Below are 25,215 nucleotides of genomic sequence, written 5' to 3'. Positions count from 1 at the left end.
TGATTTAAATCATGGGATTCAAATGCGGTATCGTCGGTTTGCCCAACGTCGGCAAATCCACCCTGTTCAATGCGCTCACCAAAGCAGGTATTGAAGCGGCCAACTTCCCGTTCTGTACCATTGAGCCGAACACCGGTGTCGTACCGATGCCCGATCCGCGTCTGGACAAGCTGGCTGAGATCGTCAAGCCGCAGCGTATCCTGCCGACGACCATGGAATTCGTTGATATTGCCGGTCTGGTTAAAGGCGCGTCCAAAGGCGAAGGTCTGGGTAACCAGTTCCTGACCAATATTCGTGAAACCGAAGCCATCGGCCACGTAGTGCGTTGCTTTGAAAATGACAACATTATCCACGTCGCGGGTAAAGTCGATCCGGCGGAAGATATTGACGTTATCAACACCGAGCTGGCGCTGTCCGACCTCGACACCTGCGAACGCGCCATTCACCGCGTGTCCAAGAAGGCCAAAGGCGGCGATAAAGACGCTAAGGTTGAACTGGCCGCGCTGGAAAAATGCCTGCCGCAGCTGGAAAAAGCAGGCATGCTGCGGGCGCTGGATCTGAGCAAAGAAGAGAAAGAAGCGATCCGCTATCTGAGCTTCCTGACCCTGAAGCCGACCATGTACATCGCCAACGTTAACGAAGACGGTTTTGAAAACAATCCGTATCTCGACCAGGTTCGCGCTATCGCTGAGCAAGAAGGTTCCGTGGTGGTTCCGGTTTGCGCCGCCGTTGAATCCGACATTGCCGAGCTGGACGACGAAGATCGTGACGAGTTCATGGCCGAGCTGGGCCTTGAAGAGCCGGGCCTGAACCGCGTGATCCGCGCAGGCTACGCTCTGCTGAACCTGCAGACTTACTTCACCGCTGGCGTCAAAGAAGTTCGCGCATGGACTATTCCGGTTGGCGCGACCGCGCCACAGGCTGCCGGTAAAATCCACACCGACTTCGAAAAAGGCTTTATCCGCGCCCAGACCATCGCCTATGAAGATTTCATTGCTTATAAAGGTGAACAAGGCGCGAAAGAAGCCGGTAAAATGCGTGCGGAAGGGAAAGACTACATCGTTAAAGATGGCGACGTAATGAACTTCTTGTTCAACGTCTAATCCCGGACGATAAAATCCGCGCTCCGGCGCGGATTTTTCATTTCAAAGCCTCGCAGGTTTTATGACTCGCGAGGCTTTAAATTATCTGAATGGCGCATCTAACGGAATTTCTGCGTCAGGCTCGTGGGTAATTCGGTTACGCAGATCGCGACGAATCATTTCAATTGCCCAGAACCAAAAAATATGGCCAAGCAGTTCAGAAATATATTCATCAGCCGGAATGTTTAATAACGACGGCGTAAGTCCTAATAGCGGAAATGAAATCCAGTGTACCGCAATGGTGGCGACAATCCCGGCCCATACTCCCTGCCATAATTTAACTTTTGGGAATATCTCCGCCACCACGCAATAGCCAATCGCGAACACCAGCGAAAAGATGATATGCGTGACCATTACCGGATTGATGATATGCTCAGAGAAGGTGTACACGGTATGAGTAGGGTCAATGCCAAGATAGTCGCGTAAAAAGAGATAAGGAGGATTAAATTCATCACGCCCACCGGAAAATGTTCGCGGCGGCAGAGGTACTTCCGCCCCCCACTTAACGAATGCCGACATAATTCCGGCAATAACCCCAACTAATAATGCGACGCCATAGCGACGCCGACCTGGTGCAGTTTGTACAAAAAAGTCCTTAATTGCCATAAATCCCTCGCCATGAATAATATTGTTACAGCATTGCAATATTCTTTAAGTCCGCGCGGGTATGGCTTGATCAAGATCACACTTTTTGTTCAAAAGATAAACAAAGCTAATATTTTTATGTCATCGCGGAGCATCAATTAATGCCCCGCGTGGCATTCTTTTAATCACGCCAACCCATTGCCGGTGCAACGTGCTTCAGAATAGACTCAATCACGTGAGCGTTATAATCCACGCCCAGCTGATTCGGCACCGTCAGCAATAAAGTATCCGCTTCTGCGATCGCCTCATCCTGTTTCAGTTGCTCGATGAGCTTATCGGGTTCAGCGGCATAGCTGCGGCCGAAAATGGCGCGGGTTTTCTCATCAAGAAAACCAATACTATCGCTGTTATCCCGGCTGGAGCCAAAATACATCCGGTCGCGATCGTCCATCAGGGCAAAAATACTCCGACTGACCGATACCCGCGGCGTACGCGTGTGCCCCGCCTCCGTCCAGGCCTGACGATAAGCGCGGATCTGTTTCGCCTGTTGGATATGGAATGGTTCGCCCGTCTCATCATCTTTCAGCGTCGAGCTCTGCAGGTTCATACCGAGCTTCGCCGCCCACATCGCCGTAGCATTAGAGCCCGCGCCCCACCAGATACGTTCACGTAGTCCGGCGGAATACGGCTCAAGACGCAGCAATCCCGGCGGGTTGGGGAACATCGGTTGCGGGTTAGGTTTAGCGAAACCTTCGCCGCGCAGCACGTCCAGCAGCACCTCAGTATGGCGCCGCGCCATGTCAGCGTCGGACTCGCCATCCTGCGGTTGAAAACCGAAATGACGCCAGCCATCAATCACCTGTTCCGGCGAACCGCGGCTGATGCCAAGCTGCAAACGCCCTCCCGAGATCAAATCCGCAGCGCCGGCATCCTCCGCCATATATAGCGGGTTTTCGTAGCGCATATCGATAACGCCGGTGCCAATCTCAATCTTTTTAGTTTTCGCGCCGATAGCGGCCAGTAGCGGGAACGGTGAACTGAGCTGGCGGGCGAAATGGTGAACCCGAAAATAGGCGCCGTCCGCGCCTAGCTCTTCGGCGGCAACGGCCAGATCGATGGATTGTAAAAGCGTGTCGGCAGCGGAACGAGTCGCCGACTGCGGCGATGGCGTCCAGTGGCCAAATGACAAAAATCCAATCTTTTTCATGAGGATAGACCCTGGTTTGGCAAAACATTCAGCAGACGCGGAGATAATATTCCGCGTCTGTTGGTGGTTCCCCCTACTCTACCCCTTAACCAAAATGTATAAATGGCGTTTATTTAACAGAATGGTTCAAATAAATTGACCAAATGTAACGATGGCTATTTCTGCATCAGCGCAAAAACGCCCCAACCGAAATATTCCCGGGTATAAGTGACGTGGCGAAGCGGTGCGGCATTGAGCTCCGCACGTACCTCAGCCGCAAATTCATCGTCGGGATTCGCCAGCAGCCAACGGCGCATCGTTAGCCATTTAGCGGCTTCATAACGGTCCCACCCTTCGCGGTCAGCCAGCACCATCTCAACAATGTCATAGCCCAGTTCGCCAAAAGTGGCGACCAGCGCTGGAAGCGGCAACAAATCGGCCACCGCAGAAACGCCGCAGGCGCGCGCCTCTTCTTCTGTAGCGGGTACCTTACGCCACCAGGGTTCCCCGATAAGTAGCATACCGCCTGGCTTAAGGCTGCGGGCTAACTGCGCCACGGTTCCAGCGACGCCGCCGGCTATCCACGTCGCGCCGATACAGGCCGCTACATCGTATTGCCGTTCGGCAACGTAACCTGCCGCATCGCTATGGAGAAAAGTGACGCGATCGCTAACGCCAAGTGCTGCGGCGCGTTGTTTTGCCTGCGCGGTAAACAATGGGCTCATATCAATGCCCAGACCGCCGATAGCATGGTCCCGCGCCCAGGTGCAGAGCATTTCACCAGAACCGCTGCCAAGGTCGAGGATCTGCGCCCCTGCCTGCAGGCGAAGTACGCGGCCAAGCGTGGCATATTTTTCCGCCGTGAAGGGGTTATGGATACGATGTTCACTTTCGCTGATGGTAAAGATACGTGGGATATCGATAGTTGTGGTCATGTCACTCTCCTTAGCGGTTATCCGGCTGGGCGCGAACGTTATTCAGCCCGCTGGTGTTGATGCGGTATGGTTGGCCGTTAACGGATTTAATCAGTTTTTTAGTGCGGAGCTTTTTGAAAACGGCGAGCGTACAGTCGCTGAGCAGTAGGCCTTCGCGGCTATAGCACTCCACGGCGATGACGCGGCCTGAGGTATCGCGAATGTGCGCAATACGTCCGCCTTTCGCGAGAACGTGTAAGGTACGTTGTTCCTGACGGGATAAATTCATACTGGAAAACCTGTTTAATCATCATGTGCAAAACGTGCAAACACGCAGCGGTGTCCGCATTCGATTTCAGCGCAGTGATAACCAGCCCGGCCTGAAAGGTCGGCAAACTGATTATCAGATGATTACATTCTCCAGCATCAAAGCCTCGGTAGAGTTGAAAGGTATTTACCGGCTGGATGATAACATCCAGTGACAGAAAGGATATTTATAAACGGGAAAATTGTGATCGGTATCTGAAATTGCGCCCCCGCCCCATGACGAAAGGCGCACAATGAATGGCAGCAACGCATTGCTCCTGATTACCACATCAAATCATCAGGTACTTTAAAGTCAGCGTACGGATCGTCTTCGTCCTCTGCTTCCTGGCTCAGGGCGCTGTTCAACACAATACTCTCGGCGTCGCGCTGGGCGATTTTATCCGCCACGCTGGCGGGAATAATCGCGTATTCATATTTACCGTTATTATCAACAGCAAGGCGGGCAATCGCCAGACGGCCGCTAATGAGCTGCGCCTGGGTGGTTTTATCCACATCAATGTTTTTGATGAGATTATTATCCGTAAAGTTAAAAGCGATATGGCCTTTCGCAATCGTGATTCGGTTCATTTCGATCAGCTGCTTAACCTGCGCTTTATACTCTTTTGCTAAAGCCGCTTGCTTTTGCTGCTCGCTGAGCTGCTTGTCGCGCTCAAGCTGGGCTTTTTTGTTTTCCTCAACGGCCTCGCGGGCTTCACGCGCCTGAACACGTGACTTTTTCGCCGTTCTCTGAACCTTAGCCATCTTTTTACTGGTGACCAGACCCGCTTTCAGCATCTGCTCTTGTAAGGTAAGTTTTGTCATCGTCGTTTCTACAATCGTTTGAATGATGTTTTGGATACGGTAAATCAGGGTCAGACTTTCAGGAGCTTCACCGTGGCGTCGATGTCGATTTCATCTTCAGAGAAGATGAGCGTGGTGCCCTGAAAGGTAGTGATCGCCAGCTTTTTCAGCGTACGCATTTCACCCGGCTTCACGCTCGCTTTGGGCTTGATGCTGTTCATCAGCAGCCCCACGGAGAGCACCGCATTTTCCTTGTCGATATGCGTATCTGCTGGCACTTCCTCACTGTAGACCAGGTAAGACTTAATCGATGTCAGCTTCAGGCGCTCACCGGCAATATACAGATGTTTGCTTTCCGGGATGACCTTCACCGCGTAAGCCGATAGGCCTTTATTATTGGTCGTAGGTTCAAACGTGACCGCCGCATCTTTCTTAATCAGCTCCGGATTGGCGACCTTAATCACGTGAAAATAGCGGTTATCACCATTTTCATCTTTGATAAATCCGAAACCTTTATCTTTAAACCACGTTGTGATCGTACCGTTCATCGCCATTACCGCCTGATTAATCGTTTATCTACTCAATTTTGCAGCGCGCAGTTTAAAGCACAATGTCAGCGTAGACCATGCCTTTACTCTAAGTGTTGCCTGATATCGGCAATTGATCCTGGCTTTTGCCGAAAATTTGATTCATTAATGAGTACGGTTCATTCAGGAGAATGCATGATGCCTAATCTACCCTCCATTGCGTTGCTAGGTCCTGGCGCTATCGGCACGACCATCGCCGCCGTACTGCATGAAGCGGGCCGCAAACCGCTGCTCTGCGGGCGCACCGCGCATCAGCGGTTGATTTTGCGCCGGGATGACGGCGAAACGATCATTCCAGGACCAGTATTGACCGATCCACATACGCTGGAGCACCCGATTGAGTTGCTGTTTGTGGCGGTGAAAACCACCCAGGTAGCGGATTGCGCGGGCTGGCTTAACGCGCTGTGCGATGAAAACACGGTGGTCTGCGCACTACAGAACGGTGTCGAACAGGAAAGCCTGCTTGACCCTTATGTTAACGGCGCAAAGGTATTGCCTTCGGTCGTCTGGTTTCCGGCACAACGAGAGGCGGATGCTTCGGTATGGTTACGCGCCAAACCGCGCCTGACGCTACCCGATACGCCGCAAGGGAAGAAGATAGCCGAGGTTCTCGACGGTACCCGCTGCGCGGTTGAGTTGACGGCAGATTTCGCATCGGTCGCCTGGCGGAAACTGCTGCAAAATGCAGTCGCTGGCCTGATGGTGCTGGCGAATCGCCGCGCCGGGATGTTTTCGCGCCAGGACATCACCGGGCTGGCGCTGGCCTATCTGCACGAGTGTCTGGCGGTGGCGCGCGCAGCAGGGGCAGTACTCGCCGATAGCGTGCCGCAGGAAATTGTTGATGGGTTTCATCAGGCACCGGCGGATTTAAGTACCTCGATACTTGCCGACCGTCAGGCCAATCGTCCGCTGGAATGGGACATCCGCAACGGAGTTGTACAGCGCTATGGCCGAACGCTGGGCGTTGCCACCCCCATCAGCGATGTCGTCGTGCCGCTGCTGGCGGCCGGAAGCGAGGGGCCAGGCTAAGATTGCTTCAAAAAAATTACCGTATTTGTTATAGTGTTACTCACTGATTATTTACCTCTGCGGTGCCAAAAAGAACAAGATTCACCGCAACCCAGGACAAGAAAATGTTAGATTACCGCTTCCCGACAGCTTTGCAGATGGTTCTCAGCGTAGCGATGGCGGAGCAATTGGGTGAACGTTCGACGAGTGCGATCCTGGCCTACGGCCTGGAAGCCAACCCGAGCTTTATCCGTAAACTCATGGTTCCGCTCACCCGCGACGGCATCATCGTCTCCACACTTGGCCGCAACGGCTCTATTCATCTTGGCCGTCCTGCCGATCAAATCACGCTGCGTGATATCTATCTTTCCGTTATTGAAGATAAAAAACTGTGGGCGTCTCGCCCTGACGTCCCGGCTCGCTGCGTGGTCAGCGCCAACGCTTGCTGGTACTTTAAGTCCGTAGCCGATGAAGCCGAGCAGGCGTCGCTCGCGGTGTTAGCTCGCCACACCGTGGCGAGCGCCCTGGAAGAGGTCAAAAAAGCCGATACCAGCGGCTGCGATCCGCTGCCTGAGCTGACTGCCCGCTATAAAGAAGCGCATTAACTTTTCTTGTTGCGAAAAAAAACCGCCTTAAACGAAAAGGCGGTTTTTTGTTATTAGCAGCGACCTACTCAGGCAGGACGTCCCTAAGCGGTTTGCCGCGCGTCACCAGTTTTCGCAGCGTCACGTAAAACACCGGCGTCAGGAACAGCCCAAACAGCGTCACGCCGAGCATACCGGAGAACACCGTGATCCCGGTGACGCCGCGCACTTCCGCCCCCGCGCCGTGGCCAAGAATCAGCGGAATCGTCCCGGCAATAAAGGCAATCGAGGTCATGATAATCGGACGTAAACGCAGACGACAGGCTTCCAGCGCCGCTTCCATAATCCCTTTGCCCTGAATTTCCAGTTCGCGGGCAAACTCGACAATCAGAATCGCGTTTTTACAGGCCAGCCCCATCAGCACCACCAGCCCCACCTGCACAAATACGTTATTGTCGCCGCCGGTCAGCCAGACGCCAAACAGCGCGGAGAGCATGGTCATCGGGACGATAAGGATCACCGCCAGCGGTAGCGTCCAGCTTTCATATAGCGCCGCCAGCACCAGGAACGCCAACAGTACCGCGACCGGGAAGACGATTAGCGCCGTATTGCCCTGCGTGGCCTGCTGGAAGCTGAGATCCGTCCACTCAATATTCATCCCATTCGGCAGTATCTGCTTAGACATGCCTGCCAGCAGCGTCATCGCCTGCGTGGACGAGAGCACGCGGGGATCGGCATCGCCAATCAAATCCGCCGCCGGATAACCATTGTAGCGAATCACCGGATCCGGTCCGTAGGTGGTATTAATATTCACCATACTGCCAATCGGCACCATTTCGCCCTGATTATTGCGGGTACGTAAATTAGCAATATCTTCCACGCTGTCGCGGAACGGCCCGTCAGCCTGCGCCATTACGCGCCAGGTACGCCCAAACTGGTTAAAGTCATTCACATACGATGACCCCAGATAAGTTTGCAGCGTCCCGAAAAGGTCGGTCAACGACACGCCCTGCGCTTTCGCTTTATCTCGATCGACCTGCACATCCAGCTGCGGCACGTTCGCCTGATAGGTCGAGATCGGGAAATGCATCCCCGGCGTCTGCATAATCGAACCCGACATCGCGTTCACTGCGTTTTGCAACGCGCCATAACCCAGACCGGCGCGATCTTGAATATACAGTGAATAACCGGACCCCTGACCCAGTCCTAAAATCGGCGGCGGCAGAATCGAGAAACCAAAGCCCTGCTGAATTTGCGCGATTTTGGCATTAATCTCGGCATTAATTTCCGCTGCGGTGTGTTTTCGCTGATCGAACGGTTTCAGACCAAAAAAGACCGTCCCGGTATTCGGCGTATTGGTGAACTGCAGCGCATTAAGCCCCGGAAAAGCCACCGCATAATCCACGCCTTCGGTATTCATACCGATTTCGCTCATTTTGCGGATCACGGCGTCGGTGCGCGCCAGTGAAGAGCCTTCGGGCATTTTCACGCCGCCAATTAAATACAGTTTATCCTGCGTCGGAATAAACCCGCCGGGTACGACTTTAAACATCACGCCAGCGGCGCAGAGCAGCAGGACGTAGACCACAAACACCGCGCCGCGTCGCCCGAGCGTTTTGCCTACCAGCCCCTGATAGCCGTTTGAGCTACGATGGAAAAAACGGTTAAACGGACGGAAAATCCAGCCGAACAAGCGATCGATAAGCCGGGTCGGGAAGTCTTTCGCCGCGCCGTGCGGTTTTAACAGCAGCGCAGCCAGCGCTGGCGAGAGCGTCAGGGAGTTGATGGCGGAGATCACCGTCGATATCGCAATCGTCACCGCAAACTGCTTATAAAACTGCCCCGTTACCCCGGAGAGGAACGCCATCGGCACAAACACCGCGCACAACACCAGCGCGATAGCGATAATCGGCCCGGAGACTTCGCGCATCGCCTGATGCGCCGCCGCTAGTGGCGCCAGCCCCTCTTCGATGTTTCGTTCGACGTTTTCCACCACCACGATGGCATCATCCACGACGATACCGATCGCCAGTACCAACCCGAACAGACTCAGGGTATTCAGCGAAAAGCCCAGCAGATAAAGAATGCTGAAGGTACCCACCACCGATACCGGCACCGCGATAAGCGGAATAATCGACGCACGCCACGTCTGCAGGAACAAAATTACCACCAGCACCACCAACACTACCGCTTCCAGCAGCGTTTGCACCACCGCGCGAATCGAATCGCGCACAAACACGGTCGGATCGTACGGCGCCGCCCATTTCATATCTTCCGGGAAACGGGTGGAGAGTTCGTTCATTTTCGCGCGTACGGCGTTAGACAAATCGATAGCATTCGCCCCCGGCGACTGGAAAATACCAATCCCGACCGCGTCTTTATTGTTAAGCTGGGAACGTAACGCATAGCTACCCGAGCCCATTTCGATACGCGCCACGTCGCGCAGGCGCACCAGCGAACCGTCTTGCGCCGTTTTCAGAATAATATTGCCAAACTCTTCTTCCGTATGCAGACGCCCCTGGGCGTTAATAGAGATCAAAAAATCGCTCTCTTTCGGCAGCGGCTCGGCGCCCAGCTGTCCGGCGGAAACCTGAACGTTTTGCTCCTGCATCGCCGTCACCACATCCGATGCGGTTAACCCGCGCGCCGCAACCTTATTGGGATCCAGCCAGATGCGCATCGCATATTCACCCGAGCCAAAAATCTGGATCTGCCCGACGCCTGGCAAACGCGCGAGTTCATCTTTTACTTTCAACGTGGCGTAGTTACGCATATACAGTGAATCGTACTTACCGCCGGGTGAAAACAGATGCACCACCAGCGTCAGCGTTGGCGATTGCTTCTGGGTGGTGATGCCTAAACGGCGCACATCTTCCGGGAGACGCGCCTCGGCCTGCGAGACCCGGTTTTGCACCTGAACCTGCGCCTGATCGGGGTCGGTTCCCGGACGGAAAGTGACGGTAGTGACCAGTACGCCGTCAGAGCCTGCGACGGACTTCATGTACATCATATTTTCGACGCCGTTGATGGCTTCTTCCAATGGCGTCGCCACGGTTTCGGCGATCACTTTCGGGTTAGCGCCGGGGTACTCCGCCCGCACCTGCACGCTAGGCGGTACGACATCAGGATATTCGCTGACCGGCAACAGCGGAATGGCGATCAAGCCGGTGATAAAAATCAGAATCGACAGCACGGCGGCAAAAATCGGCCTGTCGATAAAAAAGCGGGAAAAGTCCATAGATCGGATTCTCAGAAAAGGGATCAGTTAAGTGCGGCGCTGGTGGTCATGGCAACGGTCTTCGCGTTAACCGGCATTCCCGGCATAAACACTTTTTGCAAACCATCGACGATGACTTTATCCCCAGGGTTCAATCCCTGTTTGACGATACGTAAACCGGCAGCCAACCGCCCCGGCGTAATATCGCGACGCTGGGCTTTACCCTCTTTATCAACGATATAGACATATTTACGGTCCTGATCGGTCAGTACCGCTTTGTCGTCGATAAGCGTGGCTTTGAATTCAGCGCTACCCGGCAAGCGGACGCGGGCAAAGAGCCCTGGCGTGAACAGACGCTGCGAATTGTCCAGCAGCGCGCGCATGCGGATCGTACCGGTGCTCGGCGTTAACTGATTATCCAGAAAATCCACTTTGCCCTGATGAGGGTAGCCCTCTTCGCCCACAAGGCCGATCTCAACCGGCAATGCCTGGTGGCTGCTGGAGGCCCCCTGCCCCCTGCGGGCAAGATTTTGGTAGTGAAGATAGGTCGACTCATCCACGTCAAAGTAGACATAAACCGTTTTCTGCGACACCAGCGTGGTAAGGACGCTGGCGGTATCGCCAGCGGTGACCAGATTACCGCTGGTGATTAACGCGCGGCTGGCGCGGCCATCAATAGGCGCGGTCACTTTGGTGAAATCCAGATTAAGCTGCGCGGCATCAACCGCCGCCTGCGCGGCGCGAATATCCGCTTGCGCCTGGACCGCTGCAGAGCGGCGCTGCTCCCACTCTTCACGTGAAACCAGATTGGTATTGATTAATTTATCGGTACGGTTTGCTTCACTGCGCGCCAGGCTGGCTTGCGTTTTCGCTCTCGCCAGGGTTGCCTGCGCCTGTTCCAGCGCCGCGCGATAGGTTCGATCGTCAATGGTGAATAACACCTCCCCCTTCTTCACCTCCTGACCGTCGGTGTAATTCACTTTATCAATATAACCAGAAACGCGGGGACGTAGCTGCACGCTTTCCACCGCCTCAATCCGGCCATTAAAGCTATCCCACTGACTAATGGATTTCACCACCACCTCAGCGGCGCTGACGGCAGGCGCTTGCGGCGCGGCGTTTTGCGCGACGCCTTCATCGCAGCCGGCGAGCAGCGCCGAGAGTAGCACCATACCTACTGCAGTCAGATGACGTTTTCCCCAGGTTTTTTGCAGGCTCATTATTTTTATTCCGGTAATTGTCGCCGCCGGGCAAGACGCTGCGGGAGACGCTGCGCCACTTCCTTTGTCCGGGCAGGCTTGAGGCCATTTGTGTCGTTCATCGCCACAAAACTGTAACAGTTGCGAATACACTATCGCGGCGATTGTAGGAAGGCGCTAAACTAAGTGCAAGAATAATTGTTGCACTTTATGTGCTATTCTTCTGGATCGAAAAAAGCCCATTTCAGGCAGGGAATTAATTGCAACAATAAAACTTGCAATTAATGCTAAAACGGGCCACCTTAAATGCAACAATTAAAGATGCTTTTATTATCTGCGTGGAGCAACAAGATGAACACTGCTGCGGTTATTCACGATCTACTCGATTGGATCGACAACAATCTCGAGAGCCGTCTGGATATTGAGACCGTTGCCAGGCGTGCGGGCTATTCGAAATGGCACCTGCAGCGGATCTTCAAGGAGCACACCGGTTACCCTCTCGCTGAATATATTCGCATGCATAAGCTACAAAGATCGGTCGAACGCTTAGCCAACAGCGACGAGCCTATTTTAAACGTGGCGATCGCACTGGGTTTCGACTCCCAGCAATCCTTTAACCGCAGCTTCAAGCGCCAGTATGGTCAGGCGCCCGGCGCCTGGCGACGCAGTATCTGCGGCGCAGAAACACAGCATTTACGCTAACAGTCGTGATAATTGTCCTCAGAGATTCGGCGAGCGAACAGTAGAAGCACCTATGTTTAGCAGCTATCAGGGCGTAGCGCCTACCGTTATGATTGGCCCATACCAAACAAACAAGGACGCGTTACCATGCTGAACAAATCGCCGTTGGTGTTGTTATTGTTCCCTTTACTGCTGGCAGGTTGTCACCATCATCAGCCCACGCCGCGCGCGGCGGCGAGCGCCACTGAAGTAGACGATCTGTTCGCCAGCCTCCCTTCGTCGAAACCATCGAGTCGGGTTACCTACGCCCGACAGATAATGACCGCCATCAGGGCAAAAATGCCTGATTCCGTGGAGTATCCCGGGCAAACCTGTCGAATTCGTTTGTCGCTGCAGCGTGATGGCACCGTAAATTCCGCTACCGTGGAAAAGGGTGATGAAGAACTATGCAACACTGTTGTAGCCGCATTTATGCAAGCAGACATTCCCGCCGCGCCGGATGATGACGCTTATCAGACGTTTAAAAATACCAGTATCGATTTTAAAGCATAAGACTAGCGCTTTATTACCAGCAGCATGGCATTCAACCAACCGTAATTCGTAGTATATTAAAAACAATCTCTGTTATCAGGTATACGGAATGTCCTACTCCATCGGCGAATTTTCCCGTCTTTGCGGCATCAATGCGACCACGCTGCGGGCCTGGCAACGCCGGTACGGCCTGCTAAAACCCGAGCGTACCGATGGAGGCCACCGCCTCTATAACGATGATGATGTCCAACTGGCGCTAAAAATTCTCGACTGGGTAAAAAAAGGCGTGCCTGTAAGCCAGGTTAAACCGCTGTTGACCCGTCCTGACGCCGGCCCTGGTGATAACTGGCTTGTCCTGCAGGACAATATGCTGCAGCAGCTGAAAGAGGGAAAAATCGAATCCCTGCGCCAGCTGATCTACGATGCCGGTCGGGAAAATCCCCGCCCTGAGCTGGTTTCCAACGTATTGCGCCCGTTACGCAGTAAAGTATCGGCTAATGTGCCGGCGATGCAGACCCTACGTGAGATCCTCGACGGCATCATTATCTCCTACACCTCTTTTTGTCTTGAAGGCGATAAACGCGCGCCGGGCGATAACTCTCTGATTACCGGCTGGCACCTGAGCGACCCATGTGAAATCTGGCTGGAAGCGCTCATGCGTACCGGACAAGGTCATCGCATCGATGTGCTACCGATGCCGTCCACCGCGCTGGCCCCGGAAATATTTCCTCAACGCCACTGGTTGCTGGTGACCACGGGCCAGCTCACCGCCGCACGCCAGAGACAGATAGATCTCTGGCGTCAATTGGTTATTTCTCTGGACGTTATCTCCTTGTAAAAAAGCTTTGCTCCCCTACGCCATGTTCTCCGCTAAAAAAGCACGCCAAAAACTTGGACAAAAATACGTGATTGTGTAAGTTTAATGTATCGGGCTAACCGTTTTTGCGCGATGGCCCATCCAGTGAGAGCAAAGCGAGGAGTACGCCATGAATAAGCAACCTGTCATTGGCATCAGCGGCTGTTTAACCGGCTCGTCCGTGCGCTTTGATGGCGGACATAAACGATTGCCATTTGCGATGGATGAACTGGCGCCGTGGGTAACCTTCAAACCCATTTGTCCGGAAATGGCCATCGGTCTCAGCTCTCCTCGTCCGGCTCTGCGCCTGGTGCGGACCGACGAAGGTGAGATTCAGATGCGTTTTAGCAGCGAGCCGCACGACGATGTCACGGGCAAAATGGCGGACTTTACCGCCGGTTACCTGCCTGGGCTTGGCGAATTAGCAGGTTTTATCGTCTGCGCCAAATCACCGAGCTGCGGCATGGAACGCGTGCGCCTGTATGATGAAAATGGCAACCGCGGGCGCAAAGAAGGAACCGGCCTGTTTACCCACGCGTTGATGGAAGCCTATCCGTGGTTGCCGGTAGAAGAGGATGGACGACTGCACGACCCGCAGTTAAGAGAGAATTTTGTCGAGCGTCTTTTCGCCCTGCATGAACTGAATACGCTGCGGGCCAATGGCCTGACCCGTCGGGCGTTAATGGATTTTCATAGCCGCTATAAACTGCAGCTACTGGCGCATCATCAGGCCGGCTATCGAGAAATTGGCCCTTTCGTCGCGTCGATGCATCAATGGCAAGACCTGGATGCCTTTTTCGTCGCCTACCGCGATAAGCTGATGGCGATCCTGAAAAATACCGCCTCCAGGAAAAACCACACCAATGTGCTGATGCATATTCAGGGCTATTTCCGCGAACGGTTGAATAGCCGCCAGCGCGGCGAGCTGCGTGACGTGATACTGCATTATCGCGCGGGGCTGCTCCCAATCCTGGCGCCCCTTACGCTGCTTAAGCATTACCTGGCCGAGTATCCTGATCGCTATCTACAGACGCAAAACTATTTTGATCCCTACCCGCAGGCCTTAGCCCTGCGCCTGGGCGTTAATTAACCGCCAGGCGGTGTGCAATTACGACGAAGCGTGACTACTTCTTCTTGTTCATCATGGCTTTTAAATCGGCAAAAGGATTGTAGGTGGCTTCACCGACATCCTTTTGCGCATCTTCACCGGCCACCACTCTGGTACCGTACTGGTCGGCCTCAGTGTACTTGGAGTGCTCATGATCGTGGCAATAGAGGCACAATAGCTCCCAGTTGCTGCCATCTTCCGGGTTATTGGTATGATCGTGATCGATGTGATGTACCGTCAGTTCACGCAGGTTGGAGTAGACAAATTCGCGCGAGCAGCGTCCGCATACCCATGGATAAATTTTAAGCGCCTTCTCGCGATAGCCACTTTCCAGGCGGGCGTAGTTTTTGGGGATCAAAGCCATGGCAGATGTTACCTGTGATAAAGAGATAATTTACGATAATAGCGCCAATATAGCGTAAAACGGAGCAGGAAAGGAAATCGATGCGCTGAGGTGGGCGGGGGCAAAATCCCGGCGTGGCGCCGGGAAGATGATTATTAATGGCTGGTCACTGCCGCCGCCGCGACCGGATGATCCGCTGAAGCGACAACCGTGGTACGCGCCACAGGATGGCGACCGTTATCGCTGGTTGCCGCCGCCACCGCCACCGGATGGTCAGCCGAAGCGACAGCCGCGGTGCGCGCCACCGGATGGTTGCCATTATCACTGGTTGCCGCCGCGACCGCCACCGGATGATCGGCTGAGGCTACAGCTGCGGTCCTTGCGACCGGATGGTAACCCGCGAAGGCAGAAATACTTGCTGATGCTAATACCAGGGTCAGAATAATCTTTTTCATAATATCACCTCTAATAATAATAACCTGAAAAAAACCAGGAAAAATATGGCAATAAATACAGCCAATGGATGGTTTACCGTAGCAAGCGGCAGCGGGCATGGATAGCTCACTGTTATTTAATTATGGATAACCCGGTACACAACAAATAAAAACGGGAACCCTTAGGCTCCCGTTTCGCATTAATCCAGAAAAATGGATTACATGTTTTTGATGATCGCGTCGCCGAACTCAGAGCATTTCAGCAGTTTAGCGCCTTCCATCAGACGTTCGAAGTCATAGGTCACGGTCTTGGCGGCGATGGCGCCTTCCATGCCTTTAACAATCAGGTCTGCGGCTTCAAACCACTGCATGTGGCGCAGCATCATTTCTGCAGACAGGATGATGGAACCTGGGTTCACTTTATCCTGGCCGGCATACTTCGGCGCGGTACCGTGGGTGGCTTCGAACAGCGCGCACTCGTCGCCAATGTTGGCGCCCGGCGCGATACCGATACCGCCAACCTGCGCCGCCAGGGCGTCAGAGATATAGTCGCCGTTCAGGTTCATACAGGCGATAACATCGTATTCAGCCGGACGCAGCAGGATTTGCTGCAGGAACGCATCGGCGATCACGTCTTTAACCACGATCTCTTTGCCGGTCTTCGGGTTCTTGATTTTCACCCACGGGCCGCCATCGATCAGCTCACCGCCGAACTCTTCGCGAGCCAGCTGGTAACCCCAGTCTTTGAACGCGCCTTCGGTGAACTTCATGATGTTGCCTTTGTGCACCAGGGTCACGGAATCACGATCGTTAGTGATCGCATATTCGATAGCGGCGCGTACCAGGCGTTTGGTCCCTTCTTCAGAGCACGGCTTGATGCCGATACCGCAATGTTCCGGGAAGCGAATTTTCTTCACACCCATCTCATCGCGCAGGAATTTGATAACTTTGTCAGCTTCGGCAGAATCTGCTTTCCACTCGATACCCGCATAAATATCTTCGGAGTTTTCACGGAAGATAACCATATCGGTCAGCTCCGGGTGTTTAACCGGGCTCGGGGTGCCCTGATAGTAACGTACCGGACGCAGGCAAACGTAGAGATCCAGCTCCTGACGCAGCGCCACGTTCAGAGAACGGATGCCGCCGCCAACTGGCGTCGTCAGAGGACCTTTAATAGCAACACGGTAATCACGAATCAGATCGAGGGTTTCAGCAGGCAGCCAGACATCCTGGCCGTAAACGTGGGTAGATTTTTCACCGGTGTAAACTTCCATCCAGGAAATTTTACGCTCGCCTTTATAGGCTTTCTCAACGGCGGCATCAACCACTTTCAGCATCGCTGGGGTAACGTCAACACCGATACCGTCGCCTTCAATGAACGGGATAATCGGGTTATGAGGGACGTTCAGTTTGCCGTTTTGCAGGGTGATTTTCTGACCTTCCGCCGGAACTACTACTTTGCTTTCCATTAACCTCTCCTTCGAGCGCTTCTGGTTCTGCTCTTCCCTCTTCACGCGAGCCTGGTGTTGGCTTAGTCGGCCTACTCCTGAGTACCGGGTTGCCCCGCTAACCGGAGATTCGCGTCCGTGTTGCCTTCCTGCCTGTATTGCGAATCGGTTTGAGCAATTTTTTGTTAATAATTTGTAATGAGCATGTCAATACTACCTGAATGTTTGCGTCCATGAAAGGCATTCGTAATTAGGCTATAATGCGGCAATTGAGAGAGCCTGAAAATACCATGCAGAAAACTTCATTTAGAAAACATCGCGTTGAGCGATTCAGCACACAACAAGTGACCAGACAACGTAAAGAACGCCAGCTTAAAACTGTGATCTTGTTCAATAAACCCTACGATGTGTTGCCGCAATTTACCGACGAGTCCGGGCGCCGCACGCTGAAGGATTTTATCCCTGTCGCCGGCGTTTACGCTGCCGGTCGCCTTGACCGCGACAGCGAAGGTCTGCTGGTGCTGACCAACGACGGCGCGCTACAGGCAAAACTAACCCAGCCCGGTAAGCGCACCGGCAAAATTTATTTCGTTCAGGTGGAAGGCGAACCTACAGAAGAAGCGATCCGCGCGCTGCGCGACGGGGTGACGCTCAACGATGGCCCCACCCTGCCCGCCGGCGTGGAGCTGGTGGATGAACCCGCCTGGCTTTGGCCGCGCAATCCGCCGATTCGCGAGCGTAAATCGATTCCCACTCGCTGGCTAAAAATCACCCTATATGAGGGGCGCAACCGTCAGGTTCGCCGGATGACCGCCCACGTCGGTTTTCCGACGCTAAGGCTAATTCGCTACGCCATGGGCGGCTATACGCTTGATGGTTTAGCCAACGGCGAGTGGCGTCAAACCGAATAACCGCATTCATAAGGAAGCTCGATGTTTAAACCGCACGTCACCGTCGCCTGCGTGGTTCACGCCAAAGGCAAATTCCTGATTGTTGAAGAGACGATTAACGGCAAAGCGCTATGGAACCAGCCAGCCGGTCATCTTGAGGCCAATGAGACCCTGGTGCAGGCCGCCGAGCGCGAACTGTGGGAGGAGACCGGTATTCGCGCCGCGCCGCAGCACTTCATCCGCATGCACCAGTGGCAGGCCCCGGATAATACGCCGTTCCTGCGCTTCCTGTTTGCCATTGAGCTTAACGATACGTGCGCTACTGAACCGCACGACAGCGACATCGATCGCTGTCTGTGGCTCAGCGCTGAGGAAATTCTTAACGCTAAAAACTTGCGCTCGCCGCTGGTGGCGGAAAGCATTCGCAGCTATCAGCAGGATCCGCGGCATCCGCTGTCGCTGATTGCGGAATTTAACTGGCCGTTCACAGGGGGTGCCTGAACGGTTAGCGCGTGCTAGAATACGCCGCCTTGAAGTTCAATGTGGTGAGTATTCCAATGTCAGAAAGTCCAAAAAAAGTGATCGTCGGCATGTCCGGCGGCGTCGATTCCTCTGTTTCCGCCTACCTTCTGCAACAGCAAGGGTATAAGGTGGAAGGCCTGTTCATGAAGAACTGGGAGGAAGACGACGGTGAGGAATACTGCACCGCCGCTGCCGACCTCGCCGACGCGCAAGCCGTCTGCGATAAGCTCGGTATTGAACTGCATACCGTCAACTTTGCCGCAGAATACTGGGATAACGTCTTCGAGCTGTTCCTCGAAGAGTATAAAGCAGGCCGTACGCCGAACCCGGATATCCTGTGCAACAAAGAGATCAAATTCAAAGCCTTCCTTGAGTTCGCCGCAGAAGACCTCGGCGCTGACTACATCGCCACCGGTCACTACGTGCGCCGCGCCGATGTCAACGGCAAAAGCCAACTGTTGCGCGGGCTCGACGGCAATAAAGACCAGAGCTATTTCCTCTACACCCTCAGCCACGAACAAATCGCGCAAAGTCTGTTCCCGGTCGGTGAGCTGGAAAAACCGCAGGTGCGTAAAATCGCCGAAGAGCTGGATCTTATCACCGCGAAGAAAAAAGACTCTACCGGCATCTGCTTTATCGGCGAGCGTAAGTTCCGCGACTTCCTGGGCCGCTATCTGCCTGCGCAGCCGGGCAAAATCATCACCGTCGACGGCGATGAGATCGGCGAACACCAGGGGCTGATGTATCACACCCTCGGCCAGCGTAAAGGGCTCGGCATCGGCGGCACCAAAGAAGGTAGCGAAGATCCGTGGTATGTGGTCGATAAAAACGTGGAAAACAACGTGCTGATCGTCGCCCAGGGTCACGATCACCCGCGTCTGATGTCCGTCGGCCTGATTGCCCAGCAGTTACACTGGGTCGATCGTCAGCCGCTGCAGGGCACCCTTCGCTGCACGGTGAAAACCCGCTACCGCCAGACCGACATCCCCTGCACCGTGAAGGCGCTGGATGACGACCGCATCGAGGTTATCTTTGATGAACCCGTCGCCGCCGTGACGCCGGGACAGTCGGCTGTTTTCTATAGCGGCGAAGTGTGTCTCGGCGGCGGAATTATCGAACAGCGTCTGCCGCTGGCGTCTTGATCGACCATTTTCCGCCGGATGCCTGATTAACGCCCGGCGGGTTACAAGGAGTAAGCGTGGCGAAGAATTATTATGACATCACTCTGGCGTTGGCGGGCGTTTGCCAGGCAGCGCGGCTGGTTCAGCAACTGGCGCATCAGGGGCATTGCGACAGCGACGCCCTGCACGTTTCGCTGAACAGCATCATCGATCTCGACCCGGATTCAACGCTGGCGGTATTCGGTGGGAGTGAAGCCAATCTTCGTCTCGGGCTTGAGACTCTGCTCGGCGTGCTGAATACCAGCAGCCGTCAGGGCCTCAACGCGGAGCTCACCCGCTACACATTAAGCCTGATGGTGCTGGAACGTAAACTCGCCGCCAGCAAAGGGGCGATGGATACCCTCGGCAACCGCATCGGCGGCCTGCGCCGTCAGTTAGAACATTTTGATCTACAATCTGAAACGCTGCTCAGCGCGATGGCCGGCATTTACGTTGACGTCATCAGTCCGCTGGGGCCGCGCATTCAGGTCACAGGTTCCCCTGCCGTGCTGCAAAGCCCGCAGGTTCAGGCGAAAGTCCGTTCTACCCTGCTCGCCGGCATTCGTTCCGCCGTGCTCTGGCATCAGGTTGGCGGCGGACGTCTGCAGCTCATGTTTTCTCGCAATCGTCTGGTTAACCAGGCAAAACAAATTCTTGCTCATTTAACCCCGGAGTTATGATTTATGGAATTATCCTCACTGACCGCCGTTTCCCCCGTAGACGGCCGCTACGGCGATAAAGTCAGCGCGCTGCGCGGTATCTTCAGCGAATTCGGTTTGCTGAAATTCCGTGTACAGGTAGAAGTCCGCTGGCTGCAAAAACTGGCCGCGCACGCAGCGATCAAGGAAGTTCCTGCTTTTGCTGCCGACGCAAACGGTTTCCTTGATAAAATCGTTGCCGACTTCAGCGTAGAGGACGCGGAGCGTATCAAAACCATCGAACACACCACCAACCACGACGTGAAAGCGGTAGAATATTTCCTCAAGGAAAAAGTCGCCGATATCGCCGAGCTGCACGCGGTGTCAGAATTCATTCACTTCGCCTGTACTTCTGAAGACATCAACAACCTGTCGCACGCGCTGATGCTGAAAACCGCCCGTGACGAAGTGGTGCTGCCGTACTGGCGCAAGCTGATTGACGCGATTAAAGATCTGGCGACCCAATACCGTGACGTGCCGCTGCTTTCTCGTACTCACGGTCAACCGGCTACCCCGTCCACCATGGGCAAAGAGATGGCCAACGTCGCCTACCGTATGGAGCGCCAGTACCGTCAGCTGAATCAGGTGGAAATCCTCGGTAAAATCAACGGCGCGGTCGGTAACTACAACGCCCACATCGCTGCCTATCCGGAAGTTGACTGGCACCAGTTCAGCGAAGAGTTCGTTACTTCGCTTGGCATTCAATGGAACCCGTACACCACCCAGATCGAGCCGCACGACTACATTGCCGAACTGTTCGATTGCATGGAGCGCTTCAACACCATCCTGATCGATTTCGATCGCGATGTGTGGGGCTACATTGCGCTCAACCACTTCAAACAGAAAACCATCGCCGGTGAAATCGGCTCTTCGACCATGCCGCATAAAGTGAACCCGATTGACTTCGAAAACTCCGAAGGCAACCTCGGCCTGGCGAACGCCGTGATGCAGCATCTGGCCAGCAAACTGCCGGTTTCCCGCTGGCAGCGCGACCTGACCGACTCCACCGTGCTGCGTAACCTCGGCGTAGGTATCGGCTATGCGCTGATCGCGTACCAATCCACGCTGAAAGGCGTGAGCAAACTGGAGCTGAACCAGGATCGTCTGCTGGACGAACTGGATCACAACTGGGAAGTGCTGGCTGAGCCGATCCAGACCGTCATGCGCCGCTACGGTATCGAAAAACCGTACGAGAAGCTGAAAGAACTGACCCGCGGTAAGCGCGTTGATGCCGAAGGCATGCAGCAGTTCATCGACGGCCTGCCGCTGCCGGAAGCAGAAAAAATCCGCCTGAAGGCGATGACCCCGGCTAACTACATCGGCCGCGCGACCACCATGGTCGACGAGCTGAAGTAACCGGCCTGACTCAGGTAGCATGGGCAATCTCTTCGCGCATGCTACCTGGCAATCCCCCACTTTCCACGCAGAAAAACGCGCTCTCCCGCCTGGTTTAAATAATGTTTACCCCCAGCCCCACATAATGGCGTTAAACTATTAAAATCGAAAATGAAATGGAGAATGGGCATGCGCGTACTCGTCGTTGAGGATAATGCTCTGCTGCGCCATCACCTCAAGGTCCAGCTACAGGAATTGGGGCATCAGGTGGATGCTGCGGAAGATGCAAAGGAAGCAGACTACTACCTGGGCGAGCACATCCCGGATGTCGCCATCGTTGACCTCGGCCTACCGGATGAAGACGGTCTGTCGCTAATCCGCCGCTGGCGCAGTCACGACGTATCGGTACCGGTACTGGTGCTGACCGCCCGTGAAGGCTGGCAGGATAAAGTTGAGGTGCTGAGCGCTGGCGCCGATGATTACGTCACCAAACCCTTCCATATCGAAGAGGTCGCCGCCCGCATGCAGGCGTTGCTGCGTCGCAATAGTGGCCTGGCCTCGCAGGTTATCTCGATCCCGCCGTTCCAGGTGGATTTATCGCGCCGCGAGTTGTCGGTCAATGAACAGCCGATCAAGCTCACCGCCTTTGAGTACACCATCATGGAAACGCTGATCCGTAACCGCGGCAAAGTGGTGAGCAAAGATTCGCTAATGCTGCAGCTCTACCCGGATGCCGAACTCCGCGAAAGCCACACCATCGATGTGCTGATGGGGCGGCTGCGTAAGAAAATCCAGGCGCAATATCCGCAGGACGTGATCACCACCGTGCGCGGCCAGGGCTACTTATTCGAACTGCGCGGATGAAAAGCGTGTTACGACATATTCTTCCGCTTTCTCTGCGCGTCCGCTTTCTGCTGGCGACCGCCGCCGTGGTACTGATCCTGTCGTTGGCGTACGGCATGGTTGCGCTGGTAGGCTACAGCGTGAGCTTTGATAAAACCACCTTCCGCCTGCTGCGCGGCGAGAGCAACCTGTTCTACATGCTGGCGAAGTGGGAAAATAACCACATCGATGTCGATATCCCCGAACACCTGAACATGCAGAGCCCGACGGTGACGCTGATTTACGACGCCAAAGGTAAACTGCTGTGGGCGCAGCATGACGTCCCGTGGCTGGTGAAGCGGATCCAACCTGAATGGCTGAAAAGCAACGGCTTTCATGAAATAGAAGCCGATGTTGGCAGCAGTAGTCTGCTGCTGCGCAATAATGATGAAATGCGCGAACAGCTTGACGCCATCCGCGAGGAAGACGACTCCTCGGAGATGACGCACTCGGTGGCGATTAATCTCTATCCAGCCACCGCGACGATGCCGCAATTGAGTATTGTGGTGGTCGACACCATTCCGGTGGAGCTAAAACGCTCTTACATGGTGTGGAGCTGGTTTATTTACGTGCTGGCGGCCAACCTGTTGCTGGTCATTCCGCTGCTGTGGCTTGCCGCCTGGTGGAGTTTACGCCCTATCGAATCCCTGGCGAAAGAGGTCCGCGAGCTGGAAGAACATCATCGCGAGAGGCTCGATTCTCACACCACTCGTGAACTTACCGGCCTGGTCAGTAACCTCAATCGCCTGCTGAAAAGCGAGCGTGACCGCTATGACAAATACCGAACCACCCTCACTGACTTAACCCACAGCCTGAAAACGCCGCTGGCGGTGCTGCAAAGTACCCTGCGCTCGTTGCGCGGCGAGAAAATCAGCGTCAGCGAAGCTGAGCCGGTAATGCTGGAGCAGATTAGCCGCATCTCGCAGCAAATCGGCTACTATCTCCACCGCGCCAGCATGCGCAGCGGCAATGCGCTTCTCAGCCGGGAACTGCACCCCATCGCCCCGCTGCTGGATAGCCTGACCTCTGCTTTAAATAAGGTCTACCAGCGTAAAGGGGTCAACATCACGCTGGATATTTCGCCGGAGATAAGCTTTGTCGGCGAGCAGAACGACTTTATGGAAGTGATGGGCAACGTTCTCGATAACGCCTGCAAGTACTGTCTGGAGTTTGTCGAAGTCTCGGTACGCCAGACCAACGACAACCAGTTGCATATTCTGGTGGAGGACGACGGCCCCGGTATCCCCCGCAACCAACGCACGGCGGTGTTCGATCGCGGCCAGCGCGCCGATACGTTGCGTCCGGGTCAGGGGGTAGGCCTGTCTGTCGCCCGCGACATTGTCGAACAGTACGACGGCGATATCCTGACCGGCGACAGCCTGCTCGGCGGCGCCTGCATGGAAGTTATCTTTGGCCGCCAGCTTCCTGATGATAAAGAGAGCTAACGCAACAGTTTTTTAACGGCGCCTGCATCGCCGCGGCGCCGCATCCGTTATAATCCCAGACAGACACCTGCTGTGGAATATAAATATGGACTATCAATTAACGCTTAACTGGCCCGACTTCATCGAACGCTACTGGCAAAAACGCCCGGTAGTGTTAAAGCGCGGCTTCGCCAATTTCATCGACCCAATCAGCCCGGATGAACTGGCCGGCCTGGCCATGGAGAATGAGGTCGACAGCCGCCTGGTGAGCCATCAGGACGGAAAATGGCAGGTCAGCCATGGTCCATTTGAAAGCTACGATCATCTTAGCGAGAACAACTGGTCGCTGCTGGTGCAAGCAGTAAACAACTGGCACGAGCCGACGGCGGCATTGATGCATCCCTTCCGCGCCCTGCCGGACTGGCGTATCGATGACCTGATGATCTCTTTCTCCGTTCCCGGCGGCGGCGTGGGTCCACACCTTGATCAATACGACGTGTTTATTATTCAGGGCACCGGGCGCCGGCGCTGGCGCGTGGGCGAAAAGGTGCCGATGAAGCAGCACTGCCCGCATCCCGATCTGCTACAGGTTGATCCATTCGAGGCCATCATCGATGAAGAGATGGAACCTGGCGATATTCTCTACATTCCGCCAGGATTCCCACATGAAGGCTATTCGCTGGAAAATTCGCTTAACTATTCGGTCGGCTATCGTGCGCCGAATGCCCGCGAGCTGTTCAGCGGTTTTGCTGACTATATTTTGCAACGAGAGTTGGGCAGCCAGCGCTATGCCGATCCGGACGTGCCATCCCGCGACCATCCGGCCGATATTCTGCCGGTTGAACTGGATCGCCTGCGGGAGATGATGCTGGGGCTGATTAACCAACCTGAACACTTTAAGCAGTGGTTTGGCGAGTTCATTACCCAATCCCGCCACGAGCTTGACGTAGCGCCGCCGGAGCCGCCATACCAGCCGGATGAAATTTACGATGCGCTGCAGCAGGGCGATAAGCTCGCCCGCCTTGGCGGCCTGCGCGTGCTGCGGATCGATGGCGAAGTGTTCGTCAACGGCGAGAAAATCGACTCTCCGCACCGCCCGGCGCTAGACGCCCTGGCAACACATCTGTCGCTGCGCGCCGAACATTTCGGCGATGCGCTGGAAGACCCATCTTTCCTCGCCATGCTAGCGGCGCTGGTCAACAGCGGATACTGGTTCTTCGAGGACTGAGTCGACACCCTGCCCGGTGGCGCTACGCTTACCGGGCCTACAAATGGCATCAACCCACATCCTGCCCGGTGGCGCTGCGCTTACCGGGCCTACAAACCACATCAACCCACATCCTGCCCGGTGGCGCTGCGCTTACCGGGCCTACA

Annotated in this window: 26 protein-coding genes; 15 read left to right on the top strand and 11 right to left on the bottom strand. The window is 54.8% G+C overall.

Going from position 1 to position 25,215, the window contains the following annotated elements:
• The first annotated feature begins 11 nt into the window (after positions 1 to 11).
• Positions 12 to 1,103 (top strand): redox-regulated ATPase YchF, encoded by a 1,092-nt coding sequence (gene ychF, locus ABLV08_RS22480; RefSeq protein WP_058649404.1) that lies wholly within the window; start codon positions 12 to 14, stop codon positions 1,101 to 1,103.
• An 81-nt stretch (positions 1,104 to 1,184) separates the two neighbouring features.
• Here ychF and ABLV08_RS22475 read toward each other — a convergent pair whose 3' ends face one another.
• The 6 genes from ABLV08_RS22475 to ABLV08_RS22450 form a co-directional block, all read right to left on the bottom strand.
• A complete protein-coding gene (locus ABLV08_RS22475; protein ID WP_015367118.1) occupies positions 1,185 to 1,748 on the bottom strand; it encodes a DUF1440 domain-containing protein in 564 nt (187 codons plus the stop codon).
• 160 nt (positions 1,749 to 1,908) lie between these two features.
• The gene (locus ABLV08_RS22470) at positions 1,909 to 2,934 is read right to left on the bottom strand and encodes an LLM class flavin-dependent oxidoreductase (protein ID WP_108418987.1); all 1,026 of its coding nucleotides are present in this window, start codon (positions 2,932 to 2,934) and stop codon (positions 1,909 to 1,911) included.
• A 155-nt stretch (positions 2,935 to 3,089) separates the two neighbouring features.
• Positions 3,090 to 3,848, bottom strand: coding sequence for a class I SAM-dependent methyltransferase (locus ABLV08_RS22465; protein ID WP_320895437.1), 759 nt, complete (start codon positions 3,846 to 3,848; stop codon positions 3,090 to 3,092).
• Between the two features lie 10 nt (positions 3,849 to 3,858).
• Positions 3,859 to 4,116: a YjhX family toxin gene (locus ABLV08_RS22460; protein WP_015705074.1), complete on the bottom strand. Its 258-nt coding sequence runs from the start codon at positions 4,114 to 4,116 to the stop codon at positions 3,859 to 3,861.
• A gap of 299 nt (positions 4,117 to 4,415) precedes the next feature.
• Positions 4,416 to 4,955 carry a DUF2058 domain-containing protein gene (locus ABLV08_RS22455; protein ID WP_015367123.1) on the bottom strand — a complete coding sequence of 180 codons (540 nt, stop codon included), beginning with the start codon at positions 4,953 to 4,955 and terminating at the stop codon, positions 4,416 to 4,418.
• A gap of 50 nt (positions 4,956 to 5,005) precedes the next feature.
• Positions 5,006 to 5,488 (bottom strand): cold shock domain-containing protein, encoded by a 483-nt coding sequence (locus tag ABLV08_RS22450; protein ID WP_015705072.1) that lies wholly within the window; start codon positions 5,486 to 5,488, stop codon positions 5,006 to 5,008.
• A 171-nt stretch (positions 5,489 to 5,659) separates the two neighbouring features.
• On the opposite strand from ABLV08_RS22450, the gene ABLV08_RS22445 reads away from it, so the two are divergent.
• Both ABLV08_RS22445 and ABLV08_RS22440 read left to right on the top strand, forming a co-directional pair.
• The gene (locus ABLV08_RS22445; protein ID WP_047076313.1) at positions 5,660 to 6,550 is read left to right on the top strand and encodes an oxidoreductase; all 891 of its coding nucleotides are present in this window, start codon (positions 5,660 to 5,662) and stop codon (positions 6,548 to 6,550) included.
• Positions 6,551 to 6,654: 104 nt separating this feature from the next.
• A complete protein-coding gene (locus ABLV08_RS22440; RefSeq protein WP_015705070.1) occupies positions 6,655 to 7,134 on the top strand; it encodes an Rrf2 family transcriptional regulator in 480 nt (159 codons plus the stop codon).
• A gap of 64 nt (positions 7,135 to 7,198) precedes the next feature.
• On the opposite strand, the gene oqxB is transcribed toward ABLV08_RS22440, so the two are convergent.
• Together oqxB and ABLV08_RS22430 are read right to left on the bottom strand one after the other, a co-directional pair.
• A complete protein-coding gene (gene oqxB / locus ABLV08_RS22435) occupies positions 7,199 to 10,351 on the bottom strand; it encodes a multidrug efflux RND transporter permease subunit OqxB (protein ID WP_063422002.1) in 3,153 nt (1,050 codons plus the stop codon).
• A 23-nt stretch (positions 10,352 to 10,374) separates the two neighbouring features.
• A complete protein-coding gene (locus ABLV08_RS22430) occupies positions 10,375 to 11,550 on the bottom strand; it encodes an efflux RND transporter periplasmic adaptor subunit (RefSeq protein ID WP_313768694.1) in 1,176 nt (391 codons plus the stop codon).
• Between the two features lie 330 nt (positions 11,551 to 11,880).
• Here ABLV08_RS22430 and ABLV08_RS22425 point away from each other — a divergent pair, with 330 nt between their 5' ends.
• The 4 genes from ABLV08_RS22425 to ABLV08_RS22410 all read left to right on the top strand — a co-directional run bounded on the left by ABLV08_RS22425 (position 11,881) and on the right by ABLV08_RS22410 (position 14,687).
• Positions 11,881 to 12,231 carry a helix-turn-helix domain-containing protein gene (locus tag ABLV08_RS22425; RefSeq protein WP_015367129.1) on the top strand — a complete coding sequence of 117 codons (351 nt, stop codon included), beginning with the start codon at positions 11,881 to 11,883 and terminating at the stop codon, positions 12,229 to 12,231.
• 126 nt (positions 12,232 to 12,357) lie between these two features.
• Positions 12,358 to 12,762 carry a cell envelope integrity protein TolA gene (gene tolA / locus ABLV08_RS22420; protein WP_032714282.1) on the top strand — a complete coding sequence of 135 codons (405 nt, stop codon included), beginning with the start codon at positions 12,358 to 12,360 and terminating at the stop codon, positions 12,760 to 12,762.
• Between the two features lie 88 nt (positions 12,763 to 12,850).
• Positions 12,851 to 13,579, top strand: coding sequence for a MerR family transcriptional regulator (locus tag ABLV08_RS22415; protein WP_348856270.1), 729 nt, complete (start codon positions 12,851 to 12,853; stop codon positions 13,577 to 13,579).
• A gap of 148 nt (positions 13,580 to 13,727) precedes the next feature.
• Entirely contained in the window at positions 13,728 to 14,687 is a 960-nt protein-coding gene (locus ABLV08_RS22410; RefSeq protein ID WP_348856268.1) for a DUF523 and DUF1722 domain-containing protein, read from the top strand.
• A gap of 34 nt (positions 14,688 to 14,721) precedes the next feature.
• On the opposite strand, the gene yajD is transcribed toward ABLV08_RS22410, so the two are convergent.
• The 3 genes from yajD to icd form a co-directional block, all read right to left on the bottom strand.
• Complete coding sequence (yajD, locus tag ABLV08_RS22405; RefSeq protein WP_015367133.1) at positions 14,722 to 15,069, bottom strand: HNH nuclease YajD; 348 nt, start codon at positions 15,067 to 15,069, stop codon at positions 14,722 to 14,724.
• Positions 15,070 to 15,203: 134 nt separating this feature from the next.
• Entirely contained in the window at positions 15,204 to 15,503 is a 300-nt protein-coding gene (locus ABLV08_RS22400) for a hypothetical protein (RefSeq protein ID WP_047041657.1), read from the bottom strand.
• Between the two features lie 197 nt (positions 15,504 to 15,700).
• Positions 15,701 to 16,951, bottom strand: a complete 1,251-nt coding sequence (icd, locus tag ABLV08_RS22395) for an NADP-dependent isocitrate dehydrogenase (protein ID WP_015367140.1) — start codon at positions 16,949 to 16,951, stop codon at positions 15,701 to 15,703.
• 239 nt (positions 16,952 to 17,190) lie between these two features.
• Between icd and rluE the strand changes: the two genes are divergently transcribed.
• From rluE to ABLV08_RS22355, 8 genes are all read left to right on the top strand, one after another.
• Entirely contained in the window at positions 17,191 to 17,841 is a 651-nt protein-coding gene (gene rluE / locus ABLV08_RS22390; RefSeq protein ID WP_032705674.1) for a 23S rRNA pseudouridine(2457) synthase RluE, read from the top strand.
• 21 nt (positions 17,842 to 17,862) lie between these two features.
• Positions 17,863 to 18,321: an NUDIX hydrolase gene (locus ABLV08_RS22385; RefSeq protein ID WP_045386304.1), complete on the top strand. Its 459-nt coding sequence runs from the start codon at positions 17,863 to 17,865 to the stop codon at positions 18,319 to 18,321.
• A 56-nt stretch (positions 18,322 to 18,377) separates the two neighbouring features.
• Positions 18,378 to 19,484, top strand: a complete 1,107-nt coding sequence (gene mnmA / locus ABLV08_RS22380; protein WP_348856266.1) for a tRNA 2-thiouridine(34) synthase MnmA — start codon at positions 18,378 to 18,380, stop codon at positions 19,482 to 19,484.
• A gap of 56 nt (positions 19,485 to 19,540) precedes the next feature.
• A complete protein-coding gene (hflD, locus tag ABLV08_RS22375; RefSeq protein ID WP_015367144.1) occupies positions 19,541 to 20,182 on the top strand; it encodes a high frequency lysogenization protein HflD in 642 nt (213 codons plus the stop codon).
• Positions 20,183 to 20,185: 3 nt separating this feature from the next.
• Positions 20,186 to 21,556 carry an adenylosuccinate lyase gene (gene purB, locus ABLV08_RS22370; RefSeq protein ID WP_348856264.1) on the top strand — a complete coding sequence of 457 codons (1,371 nt, stop codon included), beginning with the start codon at positions 20,186 to 20,188 and terminating at the stop codon, positions 21,554 to 21,556.
• Between the two features lie 168 nt (positions 21,557 to 21,724).
• Positions 21,725 to 22,399, top strand: a complete 675-nt coding sequence (gene phoP, locus ABLV08_RS22365) for a two-component system response regulator PhoP (protein ID WP_015367146.1) — start codon at positions 21,725 to 21,727, stop codon at positions 22,397 to 22,399.
• A complete protein-coding gene (gene phoQ / locus ABLV08_RS22360) occupies positions 22,396 to 23,862 on the top strand; it encodes a two-component system sensor histidine kinase PhoQ (protein WP_015705063.1) in 1,467 nt (488 codons plus the stop codon). The genes phoP and phoQ overlap by 4 nt, the downstream gene beginning before the upstream one ends.
• Positions 23,863 to 23,947: 85 nt before the next feature.
• Entirely contained in the window at positions 23,948 to 25,069 is a 1,122-nt protein-coding gene (locus tag ABLV08_RS22355; RefSeq protein WP_063422004.1) for a cupin domain-containing protein, read from the top strand.
• Positions 25,070 to 25,215 lie beyond the last annotated feature (146 nt).

It is taken from the genome of Klebsiella sp. CN_Kp088 (assembly GCF_040064335.1).
In the GTDB taxonomy this organism is placed as follows: Bacteria; Pseudomonadota; Gammaproteobacteria; order Enterobacterales; family Enterobacteriaceae; genus Klebsiella; species Klebsiella aerogenes.
This window is presented reverse-complemented; position numbering and strand designations above follow the sequence as displayed.